At 30.9% G+C, this 21,093-nt stretch carries 20 protein-coding genes; 11 read left to right on the top strand and 9 right to left on the bottom strand.

Features of this window, described 5'->3' with window-relative positions:
- Positions 1 to 94: 94 nt before the first annotated feature.
- The 5 genes from WNY60_RS08715 to WNY60_RS08735 are packed head-to-tail and all read left to right on the top strand — an operon-like array spanning position 95 to position 4,931.
- A complete protein-coding gene (locus WNY60_RS08715; RefSeq protein ID WP_342862121.1) occupies positions 95 to 1,009 on the top strand; it encodes a MerR family transcriptional regulator in 915 nt (304 codons plus the stop codon).
- Positions 1,010 to 2,473, top strand: a complete 1,464-nt coding sequence (gene crtI / locus WNY60_RS08720; RefSeq protein ID WP_145000055.1) for a phytoene desaturase family protein — start codon at positions 1,010 to 1,012, stop codon at positions 2,471 to 2,473.
- A 1-nt stretch (position 2,474) separates the two neighbouring features.
- A complete protein-coding gene (locus WNY60_RS08725; RefSeq protein ID WP_292944260.1) occupies positions 2,475 to 3,314 on the top strand; it encodes a phytoene/squalene synthase family protein in 840 nt (279 codons plus the stop codon).
- A gap of 2 nt (positions 3,315 to 3,316) precedes the next feature.
- Positions 3,317 to 3,766: a sterol desaturase family protein gene (locus WNY60_RS08730; protein WP_145000059.1), complete on the top strand. Its 450-nt coding sequence runs from the start codon at positions 3,317 to 3,319 to the stop codon at positions 3,764 to 3,766.
- Between the two features lie 22 nt (positions 3,767 to 3,788).
- A complete protein-coding gene (locus tag WNY60_RS08735) occupies positions 3,789 to 4,931 on the top strand; it encodes a lycopene cyclase family protein (protein ID WP_342862122.1) in 1,143 nt (380 codons plus the stop codon).
- Here WNY60_RS08735 and WNY60_RS08740 read toward each other — a convergent pair.
- The 9 genes from WNY60_RS08740 to WNY60_RS08780 all read right to left on the bottom strand — a co-directional run bounded on the left by WNY60_RS08740 (position 4,928) and on the right by WNY60_RS08780 (position 15,707).
- Positions 4,928 to 5,494 carry a TlpA disulfide reductase family protein gene (locus WNY60_RS08740; RefSeq protein WP_342862123.1) on the bottom strand — a complete coding sequence of 189 codons (567 nt, stop codon included), beginning with the start codon at positions 5,492 to 5,494 and terminating at the stop codon, positions 4,928 to 4,930. The genes WNY60_RS08735 and WNY60_RS08740 overlap by 4 nt on opposite strands.
- 64 nt (positions 5,495 to 5,558) lie before the next feature.
- A complete protein-coding gene (locus tag WNY60_RS08745) occupies positions 5,559 to 6,437 on the bottom strand; it encodes a hypothetical protein (protein WP_342862124.1) in 879 nt (292 codons plus the stop codon).
- A gap of 287 nt (positions 6,438 to 6,724) precedes the next feature.
- On the bottom strand, positions 6,725 to 8,995 hold the full coding sequence (locus tag WNY60_RS08750) for an aconitate hydratase (RefSeq protein WP_342862125.1): 2,271 nt from the start codon (positions 8,993 to 8,995) through the stop codon (positions 6,725 to 6,727).
- Between the two features lie 190 nt (positions 8,996 to 9,185).
- Positions 9,186 to 10,331, bottom strand: coding sequence for an acyltransferase (locus tag WNY60_RS08755; RefSeq protein ID WP_342862126.1), 1,146 nt, complete (start codon positions 10,329 to 10,331; stop codon positions 9,186 to 9,188).
- A gap of 18 nt (positions 10,332 to 10,349) precedes the next feature.
- Complete coding sequence (locus WNY60_RS08760; protein WP_145000071.1) at positions 10,350 to 10,538, bottom strand: gliding motility protein GldL; 189 nt, start codon at positions 10,536 to 10,538, stop codon at positions 10,350 to 10,352.
- A gap of 1 nt (position 10,539) precedes the next feature.
- Positions 10,540 to 11,493 (bottom strand): MoxR family ATPase, encoded by a 954-nt coding sequence (locus tag WNY60_RS08765; RefSeq protein ID WP_342862127.1) that lies wholly within the window; start codon positions 11,491 to 11,493, stop codon positions 10,540 to 10,542.
- 9 nt (positions 11,494 to 11,502) lie between these two features.
- On the bottom strand, positions 11,503 to 12,951 hold the full coding sequence (locus tag WNY60_RS08770; protein WP_145000075.1) for a peptidylprolyl isomerase: 1,449 nt from the start codon (positions 12,949 to 12,951) through the stop codon (positions 11,503 to 11,505).
- Positions 12,914 to 13,765 carry a peptidyl-prolyl cis-trans isomerase gene (locus WNY60_RS08775; protein WP_261375206.1) on the bottom strand — a complete coding sequence of 284 codons (852 nt, stop codon included), beginning with the start codon at positions 13,763 to 13,765 and terminating at the stop codon, positions 12,914 to 12,916. The genes WNY60_RS08770 and WNY60_RS08775 overlap by 38 nt, the downstream gene beginning before the upstream one ends.
- Position 13,766: 1 nt before the next feature.
- Complete coding sequence (locus WNY60_RS08780; protein WP_342862128.1) at positions 13,767 to 15,707, bottom strand: peptidylprolyl isomerase; 1,941 nt, start codon at positions 15,705 to 15,707, stop codon at positions 13,767 to 13,769.
- Positions 15,708 to 15,971: 264 nt separating this feature from the next.
- Here WNY60_RS08780 and WNY60_RS08785 point away from each other — a divergent pair, with 264 nt between their 5' ends.
- The 6 genes from WNY60_RS08785 to WNY60_RS08810 all read left to right on the top strand — a co-directional run bounded on the left by WNY60_RS08785 (position 15,972) and on the right by WNY60_RS08810 (position 21,037).
- A complete protein-coding gene (locus tag WNY60_RS08785) occupies positions 15,972 to 16,424 on the top strand; it encodes an SRPBCC family protein (protein ID WP_145000077.1) in 453 nt (150 codons plus the stop codon).
- Positions 16,425 to 16,426: 2 nt separating this feature from the next.
- Positions 16,427 to 16,663, top strand: coding sequence for a hypothetical protein (locus WNY60_RS08790; protein ID WP_145000078.1), 237 nt, complete (start codon positions 16,427 to 16,429; stop codon positions 16,661 to 16,663).
- Between the two features lie 215 nt (positions 16,664 to 16,878).
- A complete protein-coding gene (locus WNY60_RS08795; protein WP_342862129.1) occupies positions 16,879 to 18,723 on the top strand; it encodes a cystathionine beta-synthase in 1,845 nt (614 codons plus the stop codon).
- Between the two features lie 29 nt (positions 18,724 to 18,752).
- Complete coding sequence (locus WNY60_RS08800) at positions 18,753 to 19,649, top strand: T9SS type A sorting domain-containing protein (protein ID WP_342862130.1); 897 nt, start codon at positions 18,753 to 18,755, stop codon at positions 19,647 to 19,649.
- A gap of 119 nt (positions 19,650 to 19,768) precedes the next feature.
- Positions 19,769 to 20,089, top strand: coding sequence for a hypothetical protein (locus tag WNY60_RS08805; protein WP_145000084.1), 321 nt, complete (start codon positions 19,769 to 19,771; stop codon positions 20,087 to 20,089).
- Between the two features lie 102 nt (positions 20,090 to 20,191).
- Positions 20,192 to 21,037 (top strand): aldo/keto reductase, encoded by an 846-nt coding sequence (locus WNY60_RS08810; RefSeq protein ID WP_342862131.1) that lies wholly within the window; start codon positions 20,192 to 20,194, stop codon positions 21,035 to 21,037.
- Positions 21,038 to 21,093 lie beyond the last annotated feature (56 nt).

The following is a 21,093-nucleotide window of genomic DNA, read 5'->3' on the forward strand; positions in this document are numbered from 1 at the left end:
AAAACCGTATTAAAAGATGCAGTTTGTTAATTATTTCAAAATGTTCACGTTTTTATAGCTGAAATTCATTTTGTTTAATTAATTTAGCTAAACAATGAACAATATAAAAACTAAATTTAGTATTAAAGATCTTGAGAATCTCTCAGGTATCAAAGCGCACACCATAAGAATATGGGAAAAGCGATACAATCTATTTGAACCTAACAGAACAGAAACTAATATTAGATATTACAGTTTATCTAGTCTTCAAAAAATATTAAACATAAGCTACCTAAACAATAACGGTTACAAAATATCTAAAATAGCTAATTTGGATAGTAAAGATATACCAACTATTGTTAGGCAGATTGCCGAAAAAAAAGAGGGTAATAACCATTACATTAACGCTTTAAAATTGGCTATGTTCAATTTTGATCAATCGTTATTTTTTACAACTTACGAAGATTTAAAAACAGAGTTAAACTTTGGTGATATTTTCTATAAAGTATTTGTACCATTATTAGATGAAATTGGTATGTTATGGCAAACAGACACCATAACGCCTGCTCATGAGCATTTTATAGTAGAACTTATTAAACAAAAGATTGTTTATAACATAGAGACTTCTTTAAACAAAAAGAATTTAGTAGGCAGTAGTGAAGTGTATGTGTTGTTTTTACCAGATAATGAAGTACATGAATTAGGTTTATTATTTACCAATTACGAATTAATTAACAAAGGATTTCACTCAATATATCTAGGACAAAGTGTCCCTTTAGACAGTTTAGAGTTTTTAAAATCACAATACGATAGCATCACTTTTATTTCGTGTTTTACGGTTAAGCCTGAAAAAGACGACATTAACCAATATTTGGCTGATTTTAATTCCAAAATATTAAAAAACACAAACAACAAATTAATAATTTCAGGAAGAATGACTGCTTTTATAGACAGTACTTTAAACCCTAAAATAGCATCGTATCAATCCACTAAAGAGGTTCTTGAATCTTTACAACACGTTTTAGCATAAATGAGTAAAAATATCGCAATTATTGGTTCTGGATTTTCAGCACTTTCAGCCTCTTGTTACTTAGCGCAATCTGGACATAACGTAACTATTTTTGAAAAAAACAGTACTGTTGGTGGTCGTTGTAGACAGTTAAAAAAAGAAGGCTTTACCTTTGACATTGGTCCAAGTTGGTATTGGATGCCAGATATTTTTGATAAGTTTTTTGCAGACTTCAATAAAAAAACATCTGACTTTTATCAATTAGATAAACTTTCGCCTGCATATAAAATATTTTTTAAAGATGACGAAATTACTATTGGTGATACCCTAGAAAAAATATGTGCCGAATTTGAACGTATAGAAAAAGGTAGTTCTGTTCCGTTAAAAAAGTTTATTAATAAAGCTGCCACTAATTATGATATCGCTATTAATAAAGTGGTATTAAAGCCTGGAATATCACCTTTAGAATTAGTTACACCAGAAACTATAATGCGTGTTGACCAATTTTTTAAAACCATTAGCAGAGATGTTAGAAAAAACTTTAAAAACCCTAAATTAATTTCAACTTTAGAGTTTCCGGTTTTATTTCTTGGTGCCAAACCAAACAAAACACCATCGTTTTATAATTTTATGAATTATGCCGATTTTGGTTTAGGTACATGGCATCCTAAAGGTGGCATGTATGAGATTATCAAAGCCATGTCATCATTGGCTGAAAGCTTAGGAGTTACTATAAAAACCGATAGTCCAGTAACTAAAATTAATGTGTCAGACAAAAAAGCAACAGCAATAATTGTTGGCAACCAAACACTTCAATTTGATGTAGTTTTAAGTGGTGCAGATTATCACCATTCCGAAACATTGTTAGACATAAAACACAGACAATACTCAGAAAAATATTGGAGTAAAAAGACATTTGCACCTTCATCTTTACTTTTTTACATCGGTTTTGACAAAAAATTAAACAATGTGCAACATCATAATTTGTTTTTCGATACAAATTTTGAGACACACGCTGAAGAAATTTACGACAATCCAAGTTGGCCAAAAGACCCTTTGTTTTATGCTAATTTTCCATCAATAACAGATAATAGTATGGCACCAAAAGGTTGTGAGACTGGATTTTTTTTAATACCAATAGCTCCAGGAATTGAAGACACTACTGAGATAAGAGAAAAGTATCTAAATATTATTTTAGAACGTTTTGAGAAATTAACAAAACAAGATGTTAAAAATAATATTATCTTTAAAGAGTCCTTTTGTGTTAAAGACTTTATAAAAGAATACAATTCATATAAAGGTAATGCCTACGGAATGGCAAATACATTACTACAAACCGCCTTTTTAAGGCCAAATTTAAAAAGTAATAAACTGAAAAATCTCTACTTTACAGGACAATTAACAGTTCCTGGACCAGGTGTCCCTCCTGCTCTAATTTCAGGAAAACTAGTAGCAGAATTAATTAATAAACATCATAACGTTTAAAATGAAAACATTATTCGATTCTGTCTCATACGACTGTAGCAAGATTGTTACGCAATCTTACAGTACCTCTTTTTCTTTAGCTACAAAAATGCTTGCCAATACCATAAGACAAGATATTTATAATATTTATGGCTTTGTAAGATTTGCTGATGAAATTGTAGACACTTTTCATGAGTACAATAAAAAAGAGCTTTTTAAACGCTTTGAAGACGATTTAGAATTTGCACTTAGAGATAAGATAAGCTTAAATCCTATACTTAACGCTTTTCAACATACCTATCATAAATGTAATATTGACAAGCATATGGTTGACTCTTTCATGAAAAGCATGAGACTAGACCTGTCCAAAACTAAATATACTACTGATCAAGAGTATAAGGATTATATTTATGGATCGGCAGATGTTGTTGGGTTAATGTGCTTAAAAGTATTTGTAAAAGGAGATAACGAAAAGTATGAAACTTTAAAAAGCACAGCAATGTCCTTAGGTTCTGCTTTTCAAAAGGTTAACTTTTTAAGAGATTTAAAAGCTGATCACGAATTATTGGATAGAACCTATTTTCCAAATACGGACTTAACAAATTTAACTGAAGCGGATAAGCTATACATAATCAATGATATAGAAAACGATTTTAATGAAGGCTTAAAAGGCATTAAACAATTACCTATTGAAGCTAAGTTTGGAGTTTTTATGGCTTACCGTTATTACAATCAATTATTAAAAAAATTAAAGAAAACACCAGCTTTAGAAATCAAAAACACACGTATTAGAGTTCCTAATTATAAAAAAGCAGAACTCTTAACACGAAGCTATGTTAAATATCAACTCAACTTATTATAATAATGCAAACAATATATTACATATTAGTTTTTTTAGGAACTTTCACTGCAATGGAGTTTATGGCGTGGTTTACACATAAATACATCATGCATGGTTTTTTATGGAGTCTTCACAAAGATCACCACCACAAGGATCACGACAGTTGGTTTGAACGTAACGATGCTTTTTTTATATTTTATGCTATTGTAAGTATGACCTGTTTTTATCTATGGAACTACGAAAACGTTTGGTATTGTCTACCAATTGGATTAGGTATCATGGCATATGGTGCAGCCTATTTTTTAGTTCATGACATTTTTATACACCAACGTTTTAAAATATTTAGAAACGCTAATAATTGGTACGCAAAAGGTGTAAGACGTGCGCACAAAATTCATCATAAACATCTAGGTAAAGGTGATGGTGAATGTTTCGGGATGTTATTTGTACCGTTTAAGTATTTCAAAAGATAAATTATTATATACTTTTTAAATAATGTCTAAAAACCATTATGACTATATTATTATTGGTAATGGTTTAGCTGGCTTACAACTTGCTTTAGCATTTAACAATGATAGCCATTTTGCAAATAAGCGCATCGCTTTAATAGACCCATCCACTAAAACAAGTAATGATAAAACTTGGAGTTTCTGGGAGCAAAATACAGGTTTATGGGAAGATATTATTCACCAAAAATGGTCAAAAGCAACCATTTTTGCTTCAAACAAAACTATTGATTTAAAGCTTAATCCTTACAGTTATAAAACCATTCGTGCTATTGATTTTTATTCGCATGCTTTAGCAATTCTTAAACAGAATAAAAATATAACATTTATAACAGAAACTGCAAACTCTGTAACGGATGACAATATTATAAGGGTAAACACCAATAAAAATTCGTACACTGCCAATCATGTATTTGATAGTCGCATAGCTCATGATGCTATTTCAAGATTAGATCAATACACGACCATAACACAACATTTTAAAGGTTGGATAATAAAAACTAACACAGACGCTTTTAATCCTGACACTATTACCATGATGGATTATAGATTAAAAGATGGTGATCAAACCACTTTTAACTATGTATTACCTTTTAATAAACGTGAAGCTTTAGTAGAGTTTACTTACTTTACTAAACATACAGTAGAAGAACATGTTTATGATAGTTATATTAAAAAATACATTAAAGACTATTTGAAAATTGAAGATTACCAAATTATTGAAACCGAAATGGGTCAAATACCAATGACCAATTTCCCTTTTGAGCAATCTAACACCAAAAACATTACTAAAATAGGAACAGCTGGTGGTTGGGTAAAAGGTAGTACAGGTTATTCTTTTAAGTTAACAGAAAAAAAAGTTGCGACAATAATTGCTAATATTAAAGCAAACAATACACCATCAACAGACTTATTTAAGGCAAAATATAAGTTTTATGATAAAATATTTTTAAAAGTTTTAAAGGACGAAAACCATAAAGGTGAATGGATTTTTGAAAAATTTTACTCTAAAAATTCAATTCAAACTATGTTTAGATTTTTAGATGAAGACTCGTCGTTTAAAGAAGAATTACAAATTATGTATTCGTTATTTTCTTGGAGTTTTATAAAATCTTTTTTTAAAACACTTTAGTCCTTAAGCAATTTATTGATTATTGATATAACCGAATCACTATTCCAATTTGCTGCACCATTTTTATCGATTACAACTTCTCCCTTTTGATTTATTAAAAACGTTCTTGGAATGCTATTTACATTAAATAATTCTATGTTAGGTGCATCTAACGGACTATAAACCTTAAAAGAATAATTGTTTTTTTTCATGAAGGCTTTAATGGTTTCAGGTTTTTCATTGGAAATAAAAACAAATTCTATTTTATCCTTATAGGCTTCATATAATTTTTGCATACTAGGTAGCTCTGCTATGCAAGGTGGACACCATGTAGCCCAAAAGCTGATCAACACGATTTTATTTTCCGCTTGACGGAAATTGTATACCTTATTATCCAAATCTATTAAATTCCAATTGTAGTTATTAATTTGTACTCTATCTGTTTCATTCTCTACGTTTGGAGCAAACAAAGCTAACCCTTTGTGGATTTGTATTTGTACAAACTGTCTACTTGACGGAATTACTAATATTAAAACTATAGCTAAGTAAACTAAATTTTTAAGCGAAAACAACGGTTTTTTCATGACTATAAAATAAGAAAAGCACCTAATAATTTAGGTGCTTCAAAAGTAACAAAACTATTTGTTTTTATCTGTTTACTGTTCCTGATAATGATTGTACAGGTCCTGTTCCCATTGCTATAGAGGTATGCACAGTTGCATCTGTTGCTACCGTTTGTAATAATGGTTTTAGCGTAAAAGGAGCTGTACTATTATCTGGACTAGGCTCTACTGAAATTACAATAGTTTTTCCTCTTAAATCAGTTGGAAACGCAAATCCTGTAGGCGCATTTTGTAAATAATCTTCACCTGGATAACTTGGACCATCTCCTAAATCTCCTTTAAAAGGTGATGTTGATGCATTTGCATCTGCCATCGCTGGATCTGTAAAAGTACCACTACTTATTGGAGTACCATCAATTACAGCCCAACCTTCATATACCCAACCATCTGATAGTACTGGTAAATCTAATCCTGCAACAGCTGTTCCAGTTGCATTATCTAAAAACCATACTCCACTTTCTTCATTAGTGTCATCAGCGTCTGTTGGTGTTGCTAAAATAAATTTTCCTGCAGCTGCAGAGAAATCTGCAACTAAATTTGAGTTTACATTTGCAGAACTACCTGAAAAATCTCCTGCTAAAATTTTTGTTTCAGCTGGAGCTGGATCTAAATCTAAAGCTGGCTCGATAGACAACACAAATGCTGAAGCAGAAGCTAATTGAGAACTTGATACTTGAAATGTTTTTGGAAACGTAACATCACTAAATGTTCCTGTGGATACTGGAGATCCATCAACAATAATCCAACCTTCATAAACAAAATCATTACCCAACGCTTCTAAATCGGATAGGTTTAATGTTAAAGTAGACGTTTCTGGTTGTTGTGCTGTTGCGTCGTCATCACTACTGCATGATACACTTAATACTCCTAAAGCTAAAACAGCTAAATACATTTTTCTAATCATAATCTTGGTTTTAATTAATTAATTTTTCTTTAAAGAGTCGATTAACAAATCAATACCTTACGTTTTAATCAAATAAATTACATTTTAACCATCAATTATTCAAAACATAACTACAATTTGATAGAAAATACTCAATAAAAATAGTTTTTAGTGATAATTGTATAAAATCAAAATTAAACCTTTAAGTCATTATCACTCAGACTTATAAATTGTAATCGTTTTTAATTATGATCATAAAAAAACTCCTGATAAAAATCAGGAGTTTTAAATTTATAAAAAATCAAAAATTATGCGTTATTCTCTTTTTTAATTAAGTTTAGCGCACTTCCTTCGTTATACCAAGCTATTTGAGCTTCATTGTAAGTATGGTTTAAAACAATTGTATCCTTGCTACCATCTGCATGCACTAACTCTAAAGTTAATGGTTTATTTGGCGCAAATTCATTTAAGTCTATAAAGTTAAAGGTATCATCTTCTTGGATTAAATCATAATCAGCTTCATTTGCAAAAGTTAATCCTAACATACCTTGTTTTTTAAGGTTTGTTTCGTGGATACGAGCAAAAGATTTAACTATTACCGCTGCAACACCTAAGTGTCTTGGCTCCATAGCTGCATGCTCACGAGAAGAACCTTCACCATAGTTATGGTCTCCTACTACTACAGTTTTAATTCCTGCTGCTTTATACTCTCTAGCTGTATCTGGTACTCCACCAAACTCTCCTGTTATTTGATTTTTAACAAAGTTAGTTTTCATTCCAAATGCATTAACAGCACCAATTAAACAGTTGTTCGAAATATTATCTAAATGTCCTCTAAAACGTAACCAAGGTCCAGCCATACTAATATGGTCTGTTGTACATTTTCCAAATGCTTTAATTAATAATTTAGCACCAGAAATATCATTACCTAAAGGCGTAAAAGGTGTTAATAATTGTAATCTTTCAGAATCTGAATCGACTTTAACTACTACTCCACTTCCATCTTCATCAGGAGCTAAATAACCGTTATCCTTAACTTCAAAACCTTTTGGAGGTAATTCCCATCCTGTTGGCTCATCAAACATAACTTCCTCTCCATTTTCGTTTAATAACGAATCCGTTAAAGGGTTAAAGTCTAAACGACCAGCAATAGCAATAGCAGCTGTAATCTCTGGAGAGGCTACAAAAGCATGTGTATTTGGGTTACCATCTGCACGCTTAGCAAAGTTTCGGTTAAACGAGTGTACTATACTATTTTTTGGTGCATTTTTAGGATCGCTATATCTTGCCCATTGTCCAATACATGGACCACAAGCATTAGTAAATATTTTAGCATCTAATTTTTCAAAGATTCCTAAAATACCATCTCTATCTGCTGTAAAACGAACTTGCTCAGAACCTGGATTAATACCTAATTCTGCTTTCATTTTTATGCCTTTGTCTAAAGCTTGTTGTGCAATAGATGATGCACGCGATAAATCTTCATAAGACGAGTTAGTACAAGAACCAATAAGTCCCCATTCTACTTGAATTGGCCACTCATTTTCAGTTGCTTTTTCTCCCATTGTTTTACCAACTGGAGTTGATAAATCTGGAGTAAACGGTCCATTTAATAATGGTCCTAATTCTGATAAATTAATATCTATTACTTGATCAAAATATTGCTCTGGGTTTGCATAAACCTCAGTATCTGCAGTTAAATACTCTTTAACTTCATTTGCTGCATCTGCAACATCTGCTCTATCTGTAGCACGTAAATAACGCTCCATAGACTCATCGTATCCAAAAGTTGAAGTTGTTGCTCCAATCTCTGCTCCCATGTTACAAATTGTACCTTTACCAGTGCAAGACATTGCTTTGGCACCTTCACCAAAATATTCAACAATTGCTCCAGTTCCACCTTTAGCAGAAACAATTCCAGCAACTTTTAAAATAACATCTTTTGGTGCAGTCCATCCAGATAATTTACCTGTTAATCTTACACCTATTAATTTAGGAAATTTAAGTTCCCAAGCCATTCCAGCCATAACATCTACTGCATCAGCACCACCAACACCAATAGCCACCATACCTAAACCACCAGCATTTACTGTATGAGAATCGGTACCAATCATCATTCCTCCTGGAAATGCATAATTTTCTAAAACTACTTGGTGGATAATACCAGCTCCTGGCTTCCAGAAACCAATACCGTATTTATTAGATACAGATTCTAAAAAGTTAAAAACCTCACTACTTACGCTATTTGCGTGTTTTAAATCTGTTGCAGCACCTTCTTTAGCTTGGATTAAGTGATCACAGTGAACCGTTGTTGGTACTGCCACTTTATCTTTACCTGCTTGCATAAATTGCAATAAAGCCATTTGTGCAGTAGCATCTTGACATGCTATTCTATCTGGAGCAAAATCCACATAGTCTTTACCTCTTGTGAAGGCTTTATTAGGTGTTCCGTCCCAAAGGTGAGAATACAAAATCTTTTCAGAAAGTGTTAAAGGTTTACCTACAACTTTACGTGCTGCGTCAACACGTTCTGTCATTTGGCTGTATACCTTTTTTATCATGTCAATATCAAATGCCATATAGTATGAATTTTAAGGGTTGTTAATTTGTTTTAAAGTCTTGCGAATTTACGAAAAATTGAAGCATTTTAAAAATATATAAGGAAATTGAATATTCATTGAATTAAATTCAATAAAAAAGAATATTAACTACTTAAATGTAGTAAAATGATAAAATAAGATACTATAAAATAATAAATTAACAAGAAATCTAATTTTCAAACCATCGTTTGTACCTTTTAGAATCTCTAAATTTTAGAATTGGATATTCAAAAAAGGTAAATAGTAGGTAGGAAAGCACAAAAGTGATAACTAAATATAAAAATAAAACACCAAACTTACCTACATAAGTTAGTTCTAAGTTTTTTGTAAAATGCTGGATACTTAACAACACAATAGAGTAATTAATTAAATATATTGAATACGACCACAAACTAATATTAGTTATAGTTTTTGATAAAAATTGACTTGATTGCCAATTGGAAAACATAGGAAATGAAAGTAGTATACTTATGGATAAGAGCGCTAAATAATAAACATTAAAAAACGTACTAAAACTATCTGGATTTAATTGATTAAATAGTATTAATAGATGAATTCCTATAAATAAGAAGACACCAATTATCAAACTTATATACCTGCAACGCACCCAAGTATTGCTGTAATAAAAAGCAAAAAAAGCACCAATAAAGCCATAGTAAATACTATCTATCCTGTAGACCACGACTTTACGTAGCGACTTACTCCATGAAAAATCTTGAATAGCTATTGATGCCATATTATCAAACAAAAACCTGTGATAAATAGCACTTGCTATAATGACTAATGTAGTTAATAAAAACATCCATTTTGTCACCTTTTTAAAAATCACTCCTAATAGAATAAAACAAACTGGTCCTATTATATAAGCAAATTCCTCGATTGTCAAACTCCAAGATTCAGTGAAAAAATCAGGTTGTTTTTGAGATAAATTTTGAAGAAAAAAGAAATACTTATATAATTGATTTGGAGCGTCCAAATTAAACAGGAATAACAACCCAATATTTATAATTAAAACCAGATAATAATTTGGCAATGTCCTTAACCAACGTCGTAACCAAAAATTAATAAAATCTGTAATAGAAGTTTTATTACGTGCTATATGCTTTATTAAGATGGTACCAATTAAAAAACCACTTAAAATAAAAAATAAATCAACACCAATAGTTCCAAAAAACTGTATAGTTTTTATGATACTGGATTGAGAATCCGGAAATAATAGCAACGTGGCATGAGAGCATATTATTAAAATAATAGCCAATGCTCTAACGACATCTAAACCAAATATTCTTTGTTTATATGTTGTTATAGTTTCCAATAAATAAAGGGTAAATCGCTATTGTCTAGCTACTTTAATTAATTTGATAATACCTAAAAATATAGCGCAAAATTCTATAAAAGTACCTGCTGTTAATAATAGACTACCATAAGGTTTATGTTGTATTTTAAACATGGCTCCTACTATGGTTAATATTATACCAATAACTAAAAGCACCAACGGAACTTTAAATTGCTTCAAACTCATATTAAAAAAGGCTTTTAATAATATGTTCGATGGTTACACCTTCGGCTTCAGCCTTATAGTTTTTAATCATTCTGTGACGCAATATACTTGTTGCTACAGCTTGAACATTTTCTATATCTGGAGAAAATTTACCTTTAATAGCAGCATGTGTTTTAGCTGCTAAAATTAAGTTTTGCGAAGCTCTAGGACCTGCTCCCCAATCTACATACTGTTTAACTAGATCTGAAGCAGCTTCACTAAGTGGTCTTGTTTTTCCTACCATAGTTACAGCATACTCTATGACATTATCTGCCACAGGAATACGTCTAATTAGTTGCTGGAAATCTGTGATTTCTTGAGCAGTAAATAACGCATTAACTTTAGGTTTATGATCTGATGTCGTTGCTTTAACTACATCTACTTCTTCTTGAAAAGAAGGATAATCAAGGTTTATAGCAAACATAAAACGGTCTAATTGCGCTTCTGGAAGTGGATAAGTCCCTTCCTGCTCTATTGGGTTTTGTGTTGCTAAAACAAAGTATGGTAAGTCTAATTTATAATGATGCCCAGAAACGGTTACTGCACGCTCTTGCATTGCTTCTAGCAAAGCAGCTTGTGTTTTAGGAGGTGTACGGTTAATCTCATCTGCCAATATAATATTAGAAAATATTGGTCCTTTTATAAACTTAAATTGTCTGCTTTCATCTAGGATTTCGCTTCCTAAAATATCACTAGGCATTAAATCTGGTGTAAACTGTATGCGTTTAAAGTCTAGTCCTAGTGCTTGCGAAATTGTATTAACCATTAACGTTTTAGCTAATCCTGGAACACCTATTAATAAGGCATGACCACCAGAAAAAATAGAAATTAAAATCTGATTAACAACATCATCTTGACCTATAATAACTTTTGCTACTTCTTGTCTTAATGCATTATATTTTGTTACCAGAGATTTTACTGCTGCAACGTCTGACATATGTTTTACTTATTTTTTTAACCAGTTACTACTAAAGTCACAATCTCTGTGAGATTCGCTAATTTTAATGTAAGTATCTAATATTTTTTCGTTTTGCCATTTACCGATAGCATCAAATTGCTTTTCGTTTAAAGCTAATTCTTTAATTTTTAAATAATCACGTGCATAATCAGCATCATGCTCATCAATTCTATCCGTTACTGTTACTAACTTAAACTTGATATTACCTTGTCTGTCAGTATCTGTTAACACCTCACTAATTGTGTTGTTTTCTAGACCTTGTAATTGCCCATATAATTCCGGATCCATTCTAGTTAGTTCAAAATTATAATCCTGAGTTTGTGGATTAATTAATTGACCACCTTGGTATTTAGTTTCTTTTTCGTCACTAAACTCTCTTGCTGCATCAGCAAAAGTATAATCACCTTTAGCTATGTCTGCTTTTATTTTTTCAATTTTTTCTTTGGCTTCTAAAACTTCTTCATCAGATATTTCAGGAACTAATAAAATGTGACTTACATCATATTCTTGACCTCTAATTTTTTCTAAATAGATAATATGGTATCCGTAATCTGTAGCAAAAGGCTCTGATATTTCTCCTTCTTGTAAAGAAAAGGCAACATCTCTAAACTCTTTAACCATTCTTGGTTTAGATCTATTCATTGGAGGTAATTTTCCTCCTGCTTTTTTAGAACCTGGATCTGCAGAATAAAAAGCTGCTCTAGATCTAAAACTTTTACCGTCTTCTTCTATTTCTCTCTTAAATTCTTTTAATCGATCTATAACACGTTGTTTTTCCTCATCGCTTACTTTAGGCTCAACAATAATTTGTGCTACTTTTAATTCTGTTCCAAATCTTGGACGTTCTTCTTTTGGTATTTTATTGAAAAACTGACGCACTTCTTCTGGAGTAACTTCTATATCTGCAATAATTTTCTTTTGCATCTCAGAAGCTAACTTATTGCTTTTGTTAATTTCAAACATTTCTTCTCTAAAACTAACTTCGTCTTCTTTTTTATAAAACTTAAGTAACTCATCCATGTTACCATTAGTTTGTTGTAAAAATTGTTGAACTTGTTGGTCTACGTATGAACGAATTTCGGCATCACTAATAACAATACTATCTTGGATGGCGTGATGTGCATATAATTTATCTTCTAATAATTTACCAAATAATTGACAACGTGATACACCTTGTATAGATGCACCTTGTGCTTTAAGTTGTAAAATCATTTTGTCAATATCACTATCTAAAACAATGTAATCACCCACTACCGCAGCAACACCATCTACTTTAAGTGCTCCACCTGTATTAGTGGTATCTTTAACTTGCTCTTGTGCTGTTTCGTCAATTATTTCTTGAGCCGAAGTAGCAAACGTTGCTAATAATATAAACGCTAAGGCATTTAACGTTTTACTTTTAATTGTAAATTTCAAATTGTTTGTTTTTAATGGCATCTTTAGTAATGTCCTTTTCTAATTGTTTTATTAATTCCAATTTTCGTTTGTTAACAACGATTTGGTTAATGGTTGGTCTAACGTACTCCAATGGAGCAGTATCGTTTCGTAACAACACATTATTTATTTGCATCAAATATAATCCTAATGAGTCTTTGAGTTGTATAAAATTAGATTTTTTTAACAATTCATTTTTGTTATCTAATGTCACGACAGGTATTTTATTAATAACCTGATCAACCCTTATCCATAACGAATCTTTTAATGAATAAGATTTAAATTGTATTGAAATTGAATCTAACTCTTTTTTATCTGACTTATTAAAGCGTTTAAATTTGGTTTTAATTTTTTCTAAATCTAAGCGATTTGCTTCAACATTAATATATCTAAACTGAATTAGATCTTCATTTAACTTAAAGGCGTCTTTATTTAAATCGTAATATGAAGCAGCTTCTGTTACTGATACTGTGGTGTCTAAGTTTTTAGATACTAAGGCTTCCACATAGGCTTTACTGTACAAATCATTTTTGTATTGTTGTATTAACCTATCAAATTTTTCCAATTTTGCATCAGACAAATTAACTTGCGCATTTTGCACAAATAGTTGTTGTGTTGCCCATTTATTAATAAAGTTATTAGCAAAAATAGTACTGTCTGATTGGCTTAAATTTTCTGGCAAGGCCTTTTTTAAATCACTTGAATATAAAAAAACTTCTTCTACTCTAGCGATAGCATTTTCTTGTTGTGCAGGTTTAAAATAGTCACAAGACCATAAAACACCTAACATTATTAATATGTAGCTTAGTTTTTTCAATTTATTTTAGTTCTTCTTTTACTTGTTTTAATGCGTCCTTGTTTATTGTAACCTTATACTTTTTAGTTAATTTTAAAAGCCAGTCTTTTTCTTTTTTCTCCTGAAAATCTGATACTACGCTACCTTTAGCTTGCTCAAATGTTTTTTGAGTTTTAGGTAATATACCATTTACTTTAACGACACTGTAAGCATCATTATGTTTAAAGACTTTAGAAACTCCAGTTTTCAGATTCAGCCCTTTTGGTAATGCTTGATGTGTTGTATCTAAAGTATCGATGATAAAACTAACATTTATTTGGTTGTCCGCGTTAATTTGTTTTTTAATATTATCTGTAGCTATATTTTGCTCTAGTAATTTTGACACTTGTTTAATTACACTTTTTTTAGCAGAAGAGGCCACAATTGCATCAACTCTGGTGTCATAATAGTAATTAGCTTTGTGTTGATTGTAATAGTCTAACAATCCTACTGAATCTTGTTTTGCAGCATTCCAAATTTGGTTTTCCATCAAATCAAACAGCAACAATCCATCACGATATTCGCTTAACACTTGTGCATATTCTTGGTTTTCAGACTCTAAGTTTTCTTCTTGATACGCTTTTAAATTACTTTCAACAAAAACTTTAAAATTATCTTCTGCCAATTGTTTTAATGACACTTTAGCTTGTCGTCTACGTTGACTTTTAAATAAAAATTGAGCAAATTCAATTTCTGGTATTTGCTTTGTTCCTATAGTTAATAGTGTTTTTTCACCTATAAATGTTGCAGGAATGGTCCAATTACTTGCAAAATAATCATCCGATAGGATATTAATAATAGGCGTTAAGTCTACTGTTGTCAAATCAACATTATATGTTTGTAACAAATTTTCAATACGCTTATCACTAATAACTTTAGATCTAGAATCACGTTTAATTTTATTTTTTAATTCTAATTCTAAAGCCTCAAAAGGTTGTATTCCATTTTTTTCAATCAGTTTAATAATATGGTAACCAAACTCTGATTTAAAAGGTTTAGACACATCACCAACGTTAGTTAAGCCAAATGCTTGTTCTTCAAATATTTTTGAACTTAATTGACCAGCTGAAAACGCATTTAATTTCCCACCATTACTACTTGAACTTTTATCATCAGAAAACTGTTTAGCTAAAGCACTAAAATCTTCTCCTTGCTTTAGTCTTTTATAGATTTCGTTTATACTATTCTGGGCTGTTTGCTCTGCTTTATCATCTGTTAACATAATGTGTGCAACGGTAACATCACCTCTGTTTTTACGTTTATTATTTACAAAAACTACATGGTACCCAAACTGCGTTCTAAAGGGTTGTGACCATTCTCCAACCGCTGTATTATATGCAGCATTTTCAAATGGATATACCATTTTAAAAGCGGTAAAAAAGCCCAACTCTTCTGCAAATAAAGTTTGACCATTATGGATGTCTTTTTTTACTGGCTCAAAGCCTTCGTTTATAGCTCGATCTCTTAGTTTTTTTATTTCTTGATAGGCTAACAATGTATCTTTTGGGCTTGCGTTTTCATCTATTTTAACCAAAATATGATTGGCATCCACTTCTGTTAAAAGTCTTTGGTAACCTTCTTGAATTAGCTGATCTGTTACCTTACTATCATTTAAATAATTTTTAGCCAATTGGCTTTTATAGCTTGAAAACTCTCTTAAATAAGCTGGTTTTTGATCCATTCCTAAAGCCTTAGCTTCAGCAATTTTAAGTTTATACTTAACAAATAAATCTAAGTAATTATCAATATCCTTTTGAGAGTCGTCTTTGACTAAATCTAAGTTTTTGCTATATACACGCTTAAACTCTGTAGTATAAACTGGCACATCATCTACTGTAAATAAAACAGTATTAGTTTGCGCATTTGCAAATAAACAGGTAAAGAAAAAAGAGAGGAATGTAATACGTAAAATATTCATTTTCATAATTAAGCCACATTTGTTAGCAATGTCTGCAAAAATAGTAATATTACACTATTAAACAATGACTTTTAAAACGATACTTTAAAGTAATTATTATAGTTTTTATACTAGTTATTTTTTAAAAAACTAAGTCCTCAAATTATTTAAAATTTTAGACTTTCTTTAAAAATTAATTTACAACAAAAACTTATATTTACCATCAAACACATATTTATAGATTGTAATTATACAATTACTTTTATTTAAGCTTACGTGTTATTTTTTTATATGAAATATACAATTACAGTATTAATTAGAAAACCTATTGAAGAATGCTTTAGGCTTTTACAAAACCATGAATCCAGAAAACATTGGCATCCTGGTTTAACTAGTTTTGAGCATTTAAGCGGTTTACCTAATGAAGTAGGTGTACAAATGAAACTAAACTACACTTTTGGCAAACGAAAATTGAGTGTTATAGAAACTGTAACTTATATTGAAAACAATAAAACGGTACATTACAACTTTGATTCTGCAGGCATGCATAACATCCAAGAAAACCAATTTAAAGTCGTTGATGATAATAGCACATTATGGACGTGTAACAACGAGTTTTTACCAACTACATTTTCTAAACGTCTAATGTTACTTTTAATGCCAAAAGCAATAAAGTTACAATCGGAAAAATATTTATACGATTTTAAAAATTATATAGAAATAGGAAAGTCTGTTAAAAATTAAACATGAGAAAACTTAAATTAATTTGGGACTTTAGAGGTCCTGATGCTTTAAAAATTGCCCAACACCACGAAATACATCTTAAAGAATATATAACTTTAGAAAAAACTGAATTAAATATTACAGGTTTTGAAACACTTAGCGATATGCACAGTATTGCTTTTATGGTGGTTAATGAAACAGAAATGAAACCCATACGTGATGCGTTAAAACCACATCGTGGACAAGTTTACGCAGAATAGTTATAAAACTAATAATAGTACATCATAGTTTTAATCTATTTAAAACATACTATATTAGTTAAATGTTTATTAATTATAATGTTACCTTTTTGATAGACAAAATACGCTTAAATCTCTTGTCATTACTTATGCACGTTAGGTGACAACACTGGCTATTCTTCTTTTAAAACAAATCTAATTATTGTACCTTGCACTCCTATTTTAAAGGAGAAATTATGAACAATAATAAAATGATAAATTATCTTAAAGATGTACTTCAAAACATGCCAACTGGCTGGTTGAATTTAACAACGCATCGCTTAGATATCTATAACGAAAAATTAGCTAAAACTGAATTTTTAGATCAATTTGAGAATTTATATAATAACAATAATGCTGAAGCTTCCGCTTTAAACCAATTACCAACTGCTTACGATTATATTAGACTTGGTCATCCACTATCTTGTGTATTAGAATGGGTTATTGCTGATTTAAATAATTTAAAACCTGAAGCGGTTATAAGTTTTTCATCTAAAACAACTCCAATATTATCTGTTTTAAGAAAAAATCTTTTAGCGGATAAAAACACACAAATCAATTACATTGGTCAATTACCAAGTATTTTTGATGCTGAAGTATTACGTAACGTTTATGGTTATAATTTTGAATTAAAGCAAGTAGATTCTGCTCAAGAGATAACTGATTTTAATGGTAGTACCATCTTTATCAATCAACAAAACGATATATGTCATGCAAATTTAACCAGTAACATAGACTTTACGGTTAACTTACATAGTGATTTAGGAAGTGTCTTATTAGTAAATGGTGCAAAAAACGAAGCTTATATTTCTGACATACAACATGTAAGACGACGAGAAACCATTGCAATGACACCTATTAATTGCTTAGCTGCTTTACAGGATTTAATTAACACAACATCATCAGACTATACAAGTAGCACTTTACAGACAGATAAAGCTAAGGTCCTGGAAACTATTAAAGCAATTACAGGATCACCTTCTAAACCTTTAGTAGGCTCAAGTGGATTATCAATCCAGTATGCTATCATGATGGGACTTATACATGATGCGTTAATTAACCACAAAGGAAAAGACATTAAGTTTATTGTTCCTCCAAACTGTTATGGTGGTACTAACGATCAAGCTAGACGTGTTGCTGCATGTATTGACAATGTAGAAGTAGTAGATTTACCTGTGGATGGAGACAATGACATGGTTACAAGTATTGATACCGTTTTAAACACTATTGCAAGCCAAGATGCAGTACCTTATATTATTGCAGAAATTCCGACAAATCCTAGAGTTGAAGTTCCAGATCTTTTACAATTAAAGGCTGCATTAAGTAAAGTTAGACACACACCAAATGGTGATATAGCAATAGACCCAGTTTTTATTTTAGATCAAACCTTTTGTCCAAATGTTTTATTTTTAGGTGAAGACAAAATACTATCTAGCGTAAGAACAATATCTTATGCAAGCGGATCTAAATTTCCTAGTGGTGGACATTGTACTGCTGGTTATTGTGTAGGTAATACTAAAACGCAAGATTTAATGGTTCACATAGAAAACCATTTAACCCTTTGCGATAATGAAGCGACTAATCTTCAATATGAAATTTTAGCAAAGCAATTACCTTCAATGAATCAAAGAATTAAAGACGCTTACAGCAATACTCGTGAGTTTGTTAATTTTATACACGATACGCTACCAGAAGCTAAAATCAATTTTGTATCAGAAGCACTTGCTGAGCAAGATTTTACACCTTCTGTTTTCTCGTTAGACCTTCCAACAAAAGGAAACACAGCACAAGAAAAAGAAGATTATAAACGCGCTTTAAACTTAAAATTAATTAACCTAATGATTACTCAAATTCCAAATGAGAGTAAATATTGCGTTAGTTATGGTCAATTAAATGGCTGCTACTGGACTATTCCTGCAACCTCAACACAAGGCACAACTAAAGAAGGTGATAAAGATTACATCGTACGTGCCTCCTTATCTCCTAATCTAGATTTAGAACTTCATAAAAAAGTATTTCTAGACTTTGTAAAAAGTATGTAACCCAATATTATCTCCAAATATATTTTAAAATGAAAAAAAACTACAATTTTAAATTAAACAAAATTAGCATCCTACTGTTATTATTATCCTCTTCGCTATTTGCACAAGTTAATGACGAGAATTTTGATGGATTAACTCCCAGCTTTAGAGGATTAGACTACACCACTAATGGTATTAGATTTCAACAGATAGCACCAAATGTAATTAGTCAAATGGCATCCTTATCGGAAGCTTCAACTTTTATCATTACTCCTACAAGTTCTGATTTAGGCTTACTTTTTAACATAGATAATTCTGGGACTATCTCTGGTCCTAATATTGGCGCTTTTGATTACAGAATTGGAAGTGCTGACGGTTCAGAATTTAAAATGGTATCAATGGAAGCTGATATGTCTGCAAATCCTGCAAGTAATGGTTATGCTTTTACAGCAACTGCTACAGGTTACAGAGATGGAGTAAGTGTGGTAAGCGATATTATTGACTTCACAATTAGCGATAATAATGGCACCATAACATACGCCAAAGACGCTATACCAGCTGCCAATGGTGGTACACTTACTTTTTCGGAAGCTTGGAGTAATATAGATGACATTAGATTTACTGGTGGTAATTCTAGCTCAATATCCCTTTTGATGATTGACCAATTAAACTTTTCTCCGCCTAATACTCTAAGTATTGTTGATAATACTTTGGCTTCAAATATTACTATTTTTCCAAATCCAACCAAGGACATAGTTACTATTGACTTTGCAGTAACTACTGTTTCTAATATTAAAGTTCATAATATTTTAGGAGAATTAGTTTTCGAAAAGGATAATATTATGGATAATAAATATTCATTTCAATTAAATCAACCTGCTGGTCTGTATATAATAAGTGTAATAACAGAAAATGAGCAATTACAACTTAAATTGATAAAAGAATAATTTTCTTTTTAGATAATCAAAAAAAAAAGCGCGACCTCAAGTCGTGCTTTTTTTATACTAATTTTAAACATTACTAAAATAGATTAACTTAGTATTTATCTAATTTAAAATTCCAATTTATGTTTCAAAATAAAAACCACATAATTTTACTTTTAAGTGTAATACTATTAACCTTATCCTGTGCAAATACTAAAAACAATACTTCTAATTGTTTAAACAGTGTCAAAGGTACATTAGTTAATAAGACTGGTTTAGATGGTTGTGGTTGGATGATTGCATTGCAAGATGGTAAAACAGTAAATCCAACTAACCTTAATAGCTTTGATATTAAATTAATAGATAATACTAAAATCACTTTTGGTTATAAAGAAAAAAACGATCTTTTTGACACCTGTATGGCTGGTAAAATTGTAGAAATAACTTGCGTCACTTTGGACTAGTTTGTAACGCTAAAACCTTGTTAAAAGAGTACAAATAGTTTTTAAAAAACAACATTAAGCTTACCTTTAAGTAGTAATATTTTAAACACCAAAACTACTATTATGAAACAAATACTCCTAAACGATGGTAATAAAATTCCTCTAGTTGGATTTGGAACTTATAAATGCATAGAGCAAGAAGGGATAGATTCCGTATCTACTGCTTTATCTAAAGGCTATCGGTTATTAGACACAGCTGCTATTTACGGAAATGAAGAAGCTGTTGGCAAAGGTATTAAAGCTAGTGGTATTGATAGAAAAGATATATATATCACCACAAAACTTTGGCGAGAAAATTTAGGCTATCAATCTGCTAAGGACCAATTTAATAAATCCTTGCAACGATTAAATGTAGACTATATTGATTTATACTTAATACATTGGCCTGCTAACGCTAAAAACTACGATAATTGGCAACACGCTAATGCAGAAAGTTGGCGCGCAATGGAAGAATTACAAGCTGAAGGTAAAATTAAATCCATAGGAGTTAGTAATTTTTTCCAAGAACATTTGGAAGCGTTATTTAAAACTGCAAAGGTTATTCCTGCTGTTAATCAAATTGAGTTTCATCCTGGGTATTGGCAGAAAGAATTAACCGAATACTGTCAATCAAAAAATATAACTATTGAGTCTTGGTCGCCTTTAGCTCGAGGAAAAGTATTTGATAACCAACTTTTAAAAGACATTGCCAAAGCACATCAAAAATCGGTGTCACAAATATGTCTTCGTTGGATTACTCAGCATAACGTTATTATTATTCCTAAATCTAATTCGCCAGAAAGAATTGAAGAGAATATTAATATTTTTGATTTTGAACTGTCTGCGGACGAAATGAAACAAATAAACAATCTTCCAAAAATGGGGTTTAGTGGAGAGCATCCTAATTTTTGGCCTGATCGTATTAGTTAATTAAAATATACTTTAGTTTCACATTAATTTAAAGCACAACCTAAGCGTTGTGCTTT

This window comes from Olleya sp. AS48 (genome assembly GCF_038900355.1).
Taxonomy (GTDB): domain Bacteria; phylum Bacteroidota; class Bacteroidia; order Flavobacteriales; family Flavobacteriaceae; genus Olleya.

Coding starts and splice junctions, on each gene's coding strand:
- WNY60_RS08745 (WP_342862124.1), bottom strand. CDS start 6,437: ATGATTAGAAAAATGTATTTAGCTGTTTTAGCTTTAGGAGTATTAAGT.
- WNY60_RS08730 (WP_145000059.1), top strand. CDS start 3,317: ATGCAAACAATATATTACATATTAGTTTTTTTAGGAACTTTCACTGCA.
- WNY60_RS08750 (WP_342862125.1), bottom strand. CDS start 8,995: ATGGCATTTGATATTGACATGATAAAAAAGGTATACAGCCAAATGACA.
- WNY60_RS08780 (WP_342862128.1), bottom strand. CDS start 15,707: ATGAAAATGAATATTTTACGTATTACATTCCTCTCTTTTTTCTTTACC.
- WNY60_RS08760 (WP_145000071.1), bottom strand. CDS start 10,538: ATGAGTTTGAAGCAATTTAAAGTTCCGTTGGTGCTTTTAGTTATTGGT.
- crtI (WP_145000055.1), top strand. CDS start 1,010: ATGAGTAAAAATATCGCAATTATTGGTTCTGGATTTTCAGCACTTTCA.
- WNY60_RS08715 (WP_342862121.1), top strand. CDS start 95: ATGAACAATATAAAAACTAAATTTAGTATTAAAGATCTTGAGAATCTC.
- WNY60_RS08770 (WP_145000075.1), bottom strand. CDS start 12,951: ATGCCATTAAAAACAAACAATTTGAAATTTACAATTAAAAGTAAAACG.
- WNY60_RS08790 (WP_145000078.1), top strand. CDS start 16,427: ATGAGAAAACTTAAATTAATTTGGGACTTTAGAGGTCCTGATGCTTTA.
- WNY60_RS08805 (WP_145000084.1), top strand. CDS start 19,769: ATGTTTCAAAATAAAAACCACATAATTTTACTTTTAAGTGTAATACTA.
- WNY60_RS08740 (WP_342862123.1), bottom strand. CDS start 5,494: ATGAAAAAACCGTTGTTTTCGCTTAAAAATTTAGTTTACTTAGCTATA.
- WNY60_RS08725 (WP_292944260.1), top strand. CDS start 2,475: ATGAAAACATTATTCGATTCTGTCTCATACGACTGTAGCAAGATTGTT.
- WNY60_RS08810 (WP_342862131.1), top strand. CDS start 20,192: ATGAAACAAATACTCCTAAACGATGGTAATAAAATTCCTCTAGTTGGA.
- WNY60_RS08735 (WP_342862122.1), top strand. CDS start 3,789: ATGTCTAAAAACCATTATGACTATATTATTATTGGTAATGGTTTAGCT.
- WNY60_RS08765 (WP_342862127.1), bottom strand. CDS start 11,493: ATGTCAGACGTTGCAGCAGTAAAATCTCTGGTAACAAAATATAATGCA.
- WNY60_RS08800 (WP_342862130.1), top strand. CDS start 18,753: ATGAAAAAAAACTACAATTTTAAATTAAACAAAATTAGCATCCTACTG.
- WNY60_RS08785 (WP_145000077.1), top strand. CDS start 15,972: ATGAAATATACAATTACAGTATTAATTAGAAAACCTATTGAAGAATGC.
- WNY60_RS08795 (WP_342862129.1), top strand. CDS start 16,879: ATGAACAATAATAAAATGATAAATTATCTTAAAGATGTACTTCAAAAC.